At 38.3% G+C, this 12246-nt stretch carries 9 protein-coding genes; 5 read left to right on the top strand and 4 right to left on the bottom strand.

The window, feature by feature from the left end; translation table 11 throughout:
- Positions 1–53: 53 nt before the first annotated feature.
- Positions 54–1595, top strand: a complete 1542-nt coding sequence (locus tag CA265_19780) for an aldehyde dehydrogenase family protein (protein ID ARS41771.1) — start codon at positions 54–56, stop codon at positions 1593–1595.
- A 212-nt stretch (positions 1596–1807) separates the two neighbouring features.
- Here CA265_19780 and CA265_19785 read toward each other — a convergent pair whose 3' ends face one another.
- Both CA265_19785 and CA265_19790 read right to left on the bottom strand, forming a co-directional pair.
- Positions 1808–2449, bottom strand: coding sequence for a hypothetical protein (locus tag CA265_19785; GenBank protein ARS41772.1), 642 nt, complete (start codon positions 2447–2449; stop codon positions 1808–1810).
- A 244-nt stretch (positions 2450–2693) separates the two neighbouring features.
- The gene (locus CA265_19790) at positions 2694–4505 is read right to left on the bottom strand and encodes a DUF4153 domain-containing protein (protein ID ARS41773.1); all 1812 of its coding nucleotides are present in this window, start codon (positions 4503–4505) and stop codon (positions 2694–2696) included.
- A 136-nt stretch (positions 4506–4641) separates the two neighbouring features.
- Between CA265_19790 and CA265_19795 the strand changes: the two genes are divergently transcribed.
- The 4 genes from CA265_19795 to CA265_19810 all read left to right on the top strand — a co-directional run bounded on the left by CA265_19795 (position 4642) and on the right by CA265_19810 (position 9737).
- On the top strand, positions 4642–7440 hold the full coding sequence (locus CA265_19795) for a TonB-dependent receptor (GenBank protein ARS41774.1): 2799 nt from the start codon (positions 4642–4644) through the stop codon (positions 7438–7440).
- A gap of 5 nt (positions 7441–7445) precedes the next feature.
- Positions 7446–8228 (top strand): GLPGLI family protein, encoded by a 783-nt coding sequence (locus tag CA265_19800; GenBank protein ID ARS41775.1) that lies wholly within the window; start codon positions 7446–7448, stop codon positions 8226–8228.
- A gap of 55 nt (positions 8229–8283) precedes the next feature.
- Positions 8284–8853 carry a cyclic nucleotide-binding protein gene (locus tag CA265_19805; protein ID ARS41776.1) on the top strand — a complete coding sequence of 190 codons (570 nt, stop codon included), beginning with the start codon at positions 8284–8286 and terminating at the stop codon, positions 8851–8853.
- Positions 8854–9302: 449 nt separating this feature from the next.
- Positions 9303–9737, top strand: coding sequence for a hypothetical protein (locus CA265_19810; GenBank protein ID ARS41777.1), 435 nt, complete (start codon positions 9303–9305; stop codon positions 9735–9737).
- A gap of 108 nt (positions 9738–9845) precedes the next feature.
- Here the strand turns inward: CA265_19810 and CA265_19815 are convergent, their stop codons facing one another.
- Positions 9846–11030 (bottom strand): RlmI/RlmK family 23S rRNA methyltransferase, encoded by a 1185-nt coding sequence (locus tag CA265_19815; protein ARS41778.1) that lies wholly within the window; start codon positions 11028–11030, stop codon positions 9846–9848.
- Positions 11031–11185: 155 nt separating this feature from the next.
- Complete coding sequence (locus tag CA265_19820; protein ARS41779.1) at positions 11186–12196, bottom strand: LacI family transcriptional regulator; 1011 nt, start codon at positions 12194–12196, stop codon at positions 11186–11188.
- Positions 12197–12246: the final 50 nt, after the last annotated feature.

The raw sequence follows: 12246 nt of genomic DNA on the forward strand, positions 1-12246 counted from the left end.
ATGTAACCTGCTTTCTCGTATTTTTTCGTTTTTTTGTATAAATCGTTAGCTATATGACAACAGATATTCAATCCATTTTAAACAAATTGGGCATTAATGCCAGTAATGCCGCCTATAGTACTGGCAGCAATTGGGGTGGTGAACTTAATGTAAACACATTAGAAAGTTTTTCTCCGGTTGATGGCAAGCTGATTGCTTCGGCTAAGATTGCAACTGCTGATGATTATGATGCTGTTGTACTTAAAGCACAGGAAGCATTTACAGCCTGGCGTTCGGTTCCGGCTCCAAAAAGAGGGGAAATTGTGCGGCAGTTTGGTGATGCATTGCGCGAAAATAAAGATGCCTTAGGTACTTTGGTTTCTTACGAAATGGGGAAAAGTTTGCAGGAAGGCTTTGGTGAAGTACAGGAAATGATTGATATCTGCGATTTTGCTGTGGGTTTATCCAGACAGCTTTATGGCTTAACCATGCACAGCGAACGCCCAAGCCACCGCATGTACGAGCAATGGCATCCACTGGGCATTGTGGGAATCATTTCTGCCTTTAATTTTCCTGTAGCCGTTTGGAGCTGGAATACTGCCCTGGCCTTGGTTTGTGGTAATGTTTGCATCTGGAAACCATCTGAAAAAACACCTTTAACCGCCATTGCCTGTCAACATATTATTGCAAAGGTTTTTAAAGATAACGACATAGCCGAAGGGGTTTGTAATCTCATTTTAGGCGATAGGGAAGTTGGCGAACGCATGACAAATGATGGCCGCATCCCTTTAATTTCTGCCACCGGATCAACGCGCATGGGCAAAGCAGTTGGCGCCGCCGTTGGTGCACGGTTAGGAAAAAGCTTGCTGGAGCTTGGCGGTAATAATGCCATCATCATTTCAGAACATGCCGATTTAGACATGAGTTTAATTGGTGCTGTTTTTGGTGCTGTTGGTACCGCAGGCCAGCGTTGCACTTCTACCAGAAGACTAATTATCCACGAAAGCGTATATGATGCTTTTACCGCAAAACTGGTTAAAGCTTACGGACAATTGCGCATTGGCGATCCTTTAGATCAAAATAACCATGTGGGTCCATTGATTGATACTGATGCCGTTGCGGCCTACCTCGATTCGATAGCAAAATGTAAGGCTGAAGGCGGTAATTTTGTGGTAGAAGGCGGCGTTTTATCGGGCGATGCCTATACCAGCGGGTGTTATGTAAAACCGTGTATTGCGGAAGTTCAGAATGATTTCAAAATTGTTCAGCACGAAACATTTGCGCCGATTTTATACCTGATTAAGTACAAAACATTAGATGAGGCCATTGCTTTACAAAATGGCGTACCACAGGGATTATCATCGGCCATCATGACCTTGAATTTAAGGGAGGCTGAGCAGTTCTTATCGGCTAAAGGATCTGATTGTGGTATCGCCAATGTAAATATTGGTACTTCTGGCGCAGAAATTGGCGGTGCTTTTGGCGGCGAAAAAGAAACAGGTGGTGGCCGGGAAAGTGGATCTGATGCCTGGAGAGCTTATATGCGCAGGCAAACCAATACCATCAATTATTCGAATACTTTGCCATTGGCACAGGGTATAAAATTTGATTTGTAAACAATCGTTATTTGCGAGGAGGTACGACTGCCCTTCCGGACTTTTGGGAGAAGCAATGTTTTTGATTATGAGCGATCGTTTTAAGATTGCTTCCCCGAAAGGTCGGGACAAGCTGCCGGCTGAAAAGGCCTTCTCAGCAATGACGACAACTACATAAAAAAGGCACTAAATTTAAAATTTAGTGCCTTTAGGATAAAATATATGATGGAGGATTAGAATAGTTTTTCTAATAAATCTACTTGTAAATCATCGTAGCGTGATTTATTGTTGTTGGCTAAAACTGATTTATCGGTCACTTTAATTGTGCTTTCCTGAGCGGTAAAATTACCCATTTTAATTTCAGAACCTGATCCGATTAATGCCGAGGGTGTTTCTGAAGAACCGGTTAACTTTAATGATGCAGTATCTTTAAGCTCCGTTGACAGGTTAACAGCATTGGCTGTTATATCTGCAGATGCTTTATCGTTTAAAACAACATTTAAGTTTAACAGATTAAAATTGCCTGCAGTACTTACTGTTGCGGTGTTCGATGCTTCAATAGCAGTTAAATTATTGACGTGGGCAATTACAGTTAAGGTATTTTTATCGAAAGAACTGATTCTAAGTTCTTCTCCTTGTTGCTGCACCAGGGCATTTTTGGTATAATACTGATCGTAAACTTCAACGCTTTCCTTAACATCCTGAACCAGGATCAATTTAACATTTCCGGTTACTACAATTTTTGCAACATTTTTAACCTGTGTAATCGCGGTATAATGTGCATTATTTTCTGTAGCGTTTGCTACTCCTGTTGCGCTACTTAAAGTAACCATTACCAATGCAGCTGCGAATAAATTTTTAATAGAAGTTCTCATGACTTTAATATTTTATATTGTGTAATATTTTGTTTTAAATCCCTAGTTATTAGGTGGTTTTGTAATTAAGACTGCGAACGACCAAAAACGTTTCAGCCCGTTCTTCGCTATTATACCATGAGCTTGTATTTATAGACGAACGCCAAATTAACCTATACGAAAAGGGGTTGATTTTTTAAATTCAAAAAAAAATGGCCAGTCTGTTTAGCGACCAGCCATTTATTGGATACTAGGTTTAGATAGTTTAAAGCTTTTTAATCAGCAGATAACTTTTTGCCTCAAACCATAAATTGGCATCATGATCATTTTCATAATACGTACCCTGCAACGAAGTCACCACAATGGTATAGTTATACCCATTAATGTTTTTAGAAACACTCATCAGCTTCGCCGGATACAAGTATTCCTGTTTCTTACCAGAGGCTTTTAAAGCCCCGTTTTCATATGCTTTTCTAGCCTGACCGAACACTTCTTTTAAATCGATGTATAGTGCCTCTTGATTATTAACCAATAGCGAAATTTTTGAATTGATTTTATTTGTGGTTAAATCTGTACCGTAAAGCCGTGTTACTTTTTTCTCTGGGTATCCGTTTAATTCAATCAGATAATCATAGCCCTTAACGCTTAAAACCTGGTTTTCATTATTTTGAAGGGTAATGCTCACACCTGGGTCATATTCCAAAACACCTTTAACCTTAAAAATTGCTAATGCTGTATCTACCTTGTTCATCCGCATGCTATAGCGATAGTTATTGGTACCATCTATCCTTTCCTCTATTTTACTGAGGTCTTTTTTAGTAAAAGGCTGCAGCGTTTTTAGTCCATGTGTATACACAAGATACCTGATTACCGCCGGCTTTTCTCTAATATCGTCTTTTTTCTTGCTGTTCATTATCCGCTTTAAACGGCTTAGCTGCGAATATTTAGATACAGAAAAAGCACTTTGCGGACCATATGTAGCCAACAGCGAAATGATACACAAACTTATTGGGATTACCTTAATGTTCTGTTTTTTACTAAAAAGAAAATAAATGGTTATACCCGCCAGCCATAGTGCAAGTGCCGTTAAAACGTAGCGGCTTTCTGTTATACCATAATGACCAACCCTTTTCCAAACGGCAAGTAATAAAAGTACTACCAGTGGAATCATCATGACATAAAAGAACCTGGAAAATAATTTAATCCAACTATTGCCGTCCGTTTCTTTAACCGGATAAACCAGTAGCAACGATAAAATTCCAAAAACAGCATAGCCTAAAATCAAGCTTGATACCAAACCCTTTGGCAGCTCCCATAACGCAGCAATTTTGATCTCATATACCAGCAAAATCGCTAAATATATTGTTACCAGCGGAATAAGCACAAATTGAGCAAATATTTTTAAGCCTTTCGGATAACTATGATCTTCTTCCAGTAATTTATAATCAGTTGGGATTCCTGCTAAAAAGAAAGTAGTATTAAACCCGGCACTAATAATGGCAAATAAAGTCATGTATGTTTGCCATTTTATGTCGGCATTAAACAATCCATCAATGGCAACCAACGCAATTGCCAATCCTGCAAATAGTACAGCTGAGTAAAGTGCTGAGGTAAGAAACCGAAGGAAAAGCGCTTTATTAAACTGCCAGAAGCCATTTACTTTTTCTTGACCGATAAACGGTGCAAATGCTACCAGCAAATGAAATGCAAAAGCAAATAAGAAAATGCGGTAAAGATCTGCTGAATAGTTTGAAGGATCGAGACTGAAGTAAAGCAATACACCGGTCAATAAGCCGCCTAAACGTAGCAGCCACTTTTTCTTTAATGAGTATTGATTGCGTTCTGAAATTAAATCCAGTGCTAATACGAGTGTAAGCGCCAGATTTAAAATAGCAACGGCCTTTATTAAATGATCTTTTAAATTCTCATTCTGTTCTGAATAGTTTCGATAATCAGAAATATGTATATAATAACACCAGCACAATGTAGCTGCAACCGCAAAAATAATTTGTAAGGGAAAACGCTTAATTACATTTACGAATCCCAGGTATAGCTGTTGAAGAGAGGGTAATTTCATCTGATTTTTTTTACTAAAGATATCATGTTTTGTGTTTAATGGCTAAGCATCAGTTTGAAATTGTTAAAAAAGGTTAAAACATTACACACAACTAACATATTAGTTTTATATTCGTCAGATCAAACCAAATCTATCTATGAAACGTTTATTCCTCTCGTTGTGCCTTTTCGTTTTTATCACGACTTATGCAAAAGCACAGAACCTTCATACTATTAAAGGCCGAACGATTGATACTGCATCCACAACGCTTTTGTCAGGAACATCTGTTGCCGTTTTAAATGCAAAAGATTCTACGCTGGTAAAATTTACGCGGGCAGCAGAAAATGGCTCATTCGAACTTAGCGGCATTAAAAACGGGAAGTTTATTTTACTGGTTTCTTATCCGAAATATGCAGATTTTGTAGATCATTTTACGCTCGATTCTACCACCCAGGTTAAAGATTATGGAAAGATTAATCTTACCGGGATGGCTAAAATTCTTGCCGATGTAATTATTAAAGGGAACAGAACCGCTATTAAAATTAAGGGCGATACCACCGAGTTTGACCCCAAGGCCTTTAATATCGAACCCAACTCTAAAGTTGAAGATCTACTTAAACAGTTCCCGGGCTTTCAGATAGATAAGGACGGGAAAATTACGGCTCAAGGTAAAACTGTTCCGAAGGTATTGGTAGATGGGGAAGAGTTTTTTGGCGACGATCCAACACTGGTAACTAAAAATCTTCGGGCAGATATGGTAGAATCTGTTCAGCTTTACGATAAAGCCAGTGATCAGGCCAGTTTTACAGGCATTGATGATGGCGAGAAAACCAAAACACTTAACATCAAACTTAAAGAAGATAAAAAGAATGGTTATTTCGGTAAACTACAAGGCAGTTATGGTACCAAAGATTTTTATCAGGGACAGGCCATGTTTAATAAATTTTGGGGCAAAAAGAAATTTTCGGCCTATGGCATTTTAGGCAATAATGGTACGGTAGGTTTAGGCTGGGACGACCGGGATAAATATGGAGCCTCTGGCGGGATGACCATGACTGATGATGGTGGAATGTACTTTAGCAGCGGAGGTGATGATTTTGATAGTTATGACGGACAGTATAATGGCCAGGGTTTACCGGTAGCCCGAACGGGAGGCTTGCATTTCGACAACAAATGGAATAAGGATAAAGAATCGTTAAATACGAATTATAAGATTGGGTCAATCAGGGTTCAGGGTGATCGAAACTCAATCAGTCAGAATAATTTAGCATCTGGTGTGCAAAACAATACCTCAGATGAAGTTTTCGATAATGACATGTTCAGACAAAAGCTGGACGCCATGTATGAGCTAAAAATCGATACGACTTTAACCATGAAAGTTAATGTTGACGGGGCATTGAAAAAAAGCAATACCTCAAACATTTTTAAAACTTTAACTACTGGTGAAAATGACAAATTTCTAAATTCATCAAACAGGACACTAACCAATGAGGTAGACGATCAGAGCTTTAACATGAACGTTTTGTTCACCAAAAAATTAAAGAAAAAAGGACGTACCTTATCATTAAATTTAAATCAATCGATCAACAAAAGTAATAGTGAAGGTTATTTAAATTCCCTAAACACACGGGCAACCCAAACAGGAAATATAGACAGTCTTACCAATCAGTTAAAAACCAACGATATTACCAATAGTGCCTTTAAGTTAAATGCAGTATATACTGAACCACTTTCAAAAACTTTAACCGTAATTATCAACTATGGCCTGACTTTAATGAATGGAAAATCGGATCGGCTATCCTTTAATCAATCTGGCAGTGGCCGGTATGATATTTTAGATACCCTTTACAGTAACAACTTTGAACTGAACCAGACTATTAATCAGGCTGGTGCCATCTTCAACTATAAAAAAGGCAAAACCGTTATCAATTTTGGGTCGAAGTTTAGTGGTGTAAATTTTAAGCAGGATGATATTTACCACAATAAATCCTATGTAAGAAACTTTATTAATTATATGCCGCAGGCAACTTATCAATATCGTTTTTCACAGCAAAAATCACTACGGATTAGTTATAACGGGAATACCAACCAGCCTACACTTGATCAACTTCAGCCAGTTAGGGTAAATAATGACCCTTTTAATGTTGTGGAAGGAAATCAAGACTTAAGGCCGTCATTCAGAAGCAATGTTAATGCGAGTTATAACTCTTACAAAGTTTTAACCAACCAATCGATTTGGTTAAATGGTTCTTATAGCTTTACAACCAATCCCATTATCAGCGATGTAACCACTGATGGTGTTGGTAAAAGTACCTACCGTTACATTAACTACAATGATAAAATGCAGACAAACTTTTATTTGTATGCACAGATAAGCCGGAAAATAAACGCGCTTGGCGAAATAAACGTCGGTTTAAATGTTAACGCAAATGGAAATTCCTCTTATAACTTTATTACCACTGATTTAGGAAGAACCTTAAATAACACTAAAAACTACAGCTACGGCGGGGGTGTCAACATCTCAAAATACAAAGATAAAAGTTATAGTTTTTACACCAATTTTGGCCCCTCGTATAATATGGCAAGAGCAAGTATTGGCAAGAATAGTGATGGTTGGGGTTGGCGGGGCTACGCTTCGGGCAATGTGCAATTACCAGGAAAGTTTGAAATATCAACAGATGCGGAATACCAGTACAATGGAAAAACACAAGTGTTAACCGAAAGCTTTGAGCGTCTTATCTGGAATGCATCAGTAAGCAAAAAATTCTTCAAATCAGAAAACTTGAGATTCTCGGCAACTGTAAATGATATTCTTAACCAGAATATAGGTTTTAATCGTTATGCATCTAATACCTCGATTAGCCAAAGCAGTTATACGACCATCAGGAGATATTTAATGTTCTCTGTATCGTGGGATTTTAACAAAATGGGTGGCGGTCTTAAAACACAAAAATAACAAACATGAAAACTACACTAAAATATATCATCTTATTTGCTGTTATTTTCATCAGCAAGAGTTTAATGGCTCAAAATATACACTTCGTTCAAAATGGTGTAATCGAATTTGAGAAAAGGTCTAACATGTATGCTTTAATTAAAAAGAAAATTAATAAAGACAATGAAAGCTATATGGTACCTGCTTTAGATCAGTACAAAAAGAACAACCCTCAATTTAAGGTAGCTAAAAGCACGCTAAGCTTTAATAAGGATAAAAGCTTATATAAATGGCCTACGGTAGAGGAAACGGCAAATCCAAACTGGGCTGCAAGGGATGCGCTTGTTGATTTAAAAAACACCATCGCTACAGATTATAATACCCGTACCAGTATTTCTCAAAAGGCGGTTTATGAAGACACCTATCTGGTTAAAGACAGTTTACGTAAGATTAATTGGAAAATTACCGATGAAACAAGAGAAATTGCAGGTTACGAATGCCGTAGAGCCAACGCCATCATTATGGATTCTATTTATGTAGTGGCTTATTATTCAAACCAGATTGCAGTTTCTGGTGGCCCTGAATCTTTTACAGGATTACCAGGGATGATTTTGGGTTTGGCATTGCCTCACCAGAACATAACATGGTTTGCTACTAAAGTAACAGAAGTTGCCGTGCCTGAAAAAGACTTAAGCCCGCCAACAAAAGGGAAACCAACTGATAATAAGGGTTTAACCGATAAAATAACTTCAGCATTAAAAAATTATGGTCCTGAAGCGCTGGCGGAGTTAAAGGCATTTTCACTTTAAGCGATTGATTTAGTTTTTATAATTATACCTATTTTAGCTCATCATTAGTATAGCTATGTATAGTGCACTTTATAACCACATCAATAGATTTATAGATTTGAGTAACGATGAGCAGGACATTCTTGCCTCGTTTCTCAAATCTTTTTCCGTTAAAAAGAAGGCTTTTTTATTAGAGGAAGGACAAACCTGCAGGGCAAATTATTTTGTGGTAAAAGGCTGCTTAAGGCTTTATTTCATTGATATCAAGGGTGCGGAGCAAACCACCCAATTTGCGATAGAAAACTGGTGGATTACCGATTTAACCAGCTTTCTGTTTCAGGAGCAATCTGAATTTTATATCCAGGCAGCAGAAAGCACTGAAGTGATTGCCATTGAAAATCACCACTATGATGAAATGTTCCACAAATTACCCAAGCTGGAGCGTTATTTTAGATTGATCCTGCAAAAAAACCATCAGGCATCGCAAAGAAGGATAAAATTCCTCTACAGCCAAACCGCTGAAGAAAGATACCGCCATTTTAATCGTTTATTTCCAGAATTTGTACAACGTGTGCCACAGTATATGCTGGCTTCTTATCTCGGCTTTACCCCAGAATTTTTAAGCAAAATCAGAGCGAAGAAATAATCGCTTATTGACCGCAAAGTTCGCATAGAAAGAAACGCGAAGTATGCAGCGTTGGGCTTATTGATTTTCGTCATCTCGACTGGAGCTAAGTCCCGAACTTTCGAGAGAGAAATCGGTAAGTTCTGTTATTAAATAAATTACTTATAGATTTCTCCACTACGGTCGAAATGACGAATCGCCTTAATTTATCGAATAACATTAAATGGCGAACTACCAGCACTTTTAATGATGTTGGTTCGGATTTATAATCCGGATCCTTGTGCTTCGGATTTATAATCCGATTTAAGCTTTAACATTGGCTTTTTATTAAGGATTAAAAATCCTTAGTTCTGTAGACGGGATTGCAAATCCCGACTAACTTATGGTTAGAAAATTCATTTCTTAAACTACATTAAGTTTTTTGATCGTGAAGATGCAGATCTTTACATCGTAATCAAAAAACAAATAAAATGGAAAGTAGAATTGATATCCCAAAAGTAGAACCTGCAGCTTACCAGGCCATGTACGGTTTAGAGAAATATTTATCAACCAGCAAACTAGATCCAATTCTTTTAGAACTGATTAAAATGCGTGCATCGCAGATTAACGGCTGTGCATTTTGTTTAAATATGCACTCCACTGATGCCCGTAAAATAGGAGAAACCGAACAACGTTTGTACCTATTAAATGCCTGGAGAGAAACCACCTTATTTACACCACAAGAAGAAGCTGTTTTAGTCTTAACGGAAGAAGTAACCTTAATTAGTCACCATGTTTCTGATGCAACTTATCAAAAAGCGGCAGGCTTTTTTAATGAGCAGGAATTAGCGCAGATTATTATGGCAATCGTAACCATTAATGCCTGGAACAGGCTGGCCATTACCGCTAAAGTAATGGTTGGATAAAAGATTATTATTTCAACTGACCACAAAGACACCATAACACCTGGTTAATATTCAAAAAACTTAGTGCTTGGTGTCTTGGTGGTTTAAAATCGATGGTAGGGCGTTCGTTTATAGGACCCTTAACAACAATCCCTTTAAATATTCTCCTTCGGGAAAGGAAATCCGAACCGGATGATCTTCTGGCTGGCAGAATTGTTTAATAATCTGAACTTCTTTGCCTGCATCAAGCGCAGCCCAGGCAATAATCTGTTTAAAGGTTTCAATATCAACCGCTCCCGAGCAAGAGAAAGTAGCCAATAAGCCCCCTTTTTCAAGCAACAACATGCCTAAACGGTTTAAATCTTTATAAGCTCTTGCAGCGCGGTCTAATGCCGAACGCGAGGGTGCATATTTAGGCGGATCGAGCACGATCACATCAAATAATTCTCCTGATTCTTTAAAAGCCCTGAGTTGCTTATTTACATCTGATTGAATGGCGGTTACTTTACTTACGTCGAATTTATTCAATTCTACATTTTGTTTTAGCGTTTCAACAGCCAAACCCGAACTATCAACACTGGTAACGCTTGCAGCACCATTCGCCAGGCTATTCAGGCTAAAACCACCACTGTAACTAAAACAGTCTAAAACTTTTTTACCTTTTGTATAACTGGCCAGAATATGTCTGTTATCGCGCTGATCGCAGTAGAATCCCGATTTTTGTCCTTCGGCAATATTGATGTTATAGGTAATTCCATTCTCTTTTACGGCTAAAAATTCTGGTGGATTTTCGCCCCAAATTAATCCGTTATCAATAGGTAAACCTTCATGGGTACGTGCGGTTGCATCACTTTTATCGAAGATCCCTTTCGGTTTTAGTTCTGCTTTTAAAATTTCTACAATCTCCGTTTTAACTTTTTCGATTCCTGAACTTAAAATTTGAAGAGAAAGAAAATCAGCATATTGATCAACAATTAATCCCGGCAGGAAGTCAGCCTCGCTAAAAACCAGCCGGCAGGTATTGGTCTGCTCGCTTAAAATAAACTGACGCGAAGCGATAGCCTGTTTTAAGCGGTTCTGGTACCAGCTGTTATCAATGGTTTGCGTTTCATCCCATTCTAAAAGACGAACGGCAACACGCGAATTACTATTGTAGTAACCATAGGCCAGAAACTCATGATCGAAAGCAAAAACTTTTACAACATCTCCATCTTCAGGTTTTCCCTTAACTTTTTCCAATGCACCGGAAAATACCCATGGATGTCTTTGTAATGCCGCTTTTTCTTTGCCTTTTTTTAATGTGATTTCTACCATGCTGCAAAGGTAATAATTTGTAGGGAGTTTGGCGTAGCGCGTTTGGGGCCAAGCGATGGATGTATAAGTTTGGAGTTGAGAGTTGGACGTTTAGCGTGCCGTGCATCAGCCGCATAACGCTAAACGCCTTGCAAAAATCGCCAGCCGCCTGGCGCTCACCGCTTCTTCACCAGTTCGGTATCTAAAACCTTGGTTTCAAATTCTGTTATGGGTCTTTTGGCTTCGATCATCGAGATTAACAGCTCAGTGGCCACCTGCCCCATTTCGAATGCGGGTTGCTTAACTGAGGTTAAGGATGGCGAAAATAACTCAACCAGATTGGAATTGGTAAAACCTGCAATTGCAATTTTATCTGCCACCTCAGGATTGGTTTTCTTCAGCGCCATAATACAGCCTGTGGTTAACCGATCGCTCGAAATAAAAATCCCGTCTGGTTGTAAGGGCAAAAGTTCTTTAACCGCCTGCTCCAGTTCTGCGCTGTGCATGCCGCCATGCTGGCAATATTTAACCAGTTCGGGTCTAAATTCGATATGATATTTAGCCAAAGCGGCTTTATAACCTTCTAACCTTTCTTTCGTTATCGAAAGGTTTTCGGAATTTGTTAAGTGGGCAATGGTTCTTTTTCCGGATAAAATAAGATGTTCTGTGGCATCAAAAGAACCTTTAAAGTTATTAGCAATGACCTTATGGGTTTCAAAATCTTTGGGCACGCGATCAAAAAATACAATGGGTAAACCCTTTGCATATAAATCTCTTAAATAATCGATATCCTGCGTTTCTGAAGAAAGTGCAATTAATAAACCGTCGATAGAACGCGATGCCAGGTGTTCTACGTTTAATTTTTCCTGCTTGTACGATTCGTGACTTTGAGAAATAATAACATGATAATCTCTGTCATAAGCAATTGATTCAATGCCATTTATCACCTGAGAAAAAAAGTTATTGGCAATTTCACTTACAATAATGCCGATAGAGTAACTGCGACGTTCCTTTAAACTTCTGGCAATTGGATTGGCACGGTAATTTACCTTTTCGGCATAAGCCAAAACAAGCTTTTTTGTTTCCTCACTAATTTCGTAACGGTCTCTTAAAGCCCTGGAAACTGTAGAGGTAGACAGTCCTAATGCTTTAGCAATATCTTTTATGGTAGATGTTTCAAATCTCATGTTTCGTATTGCGTACAAGTTACAAAAAATATCTCTTTAAGGGGATTCAA

This window comes from Sphingobacteriaceae bacterium GW460-11-11-14-LB5, assembly GCA_002151545.1.
Lineage (GTDB): Bacteria > Bacteroidota > Bacteroidia > Sphingobacteriales > Sphingobacteriaceae > Pedobacter.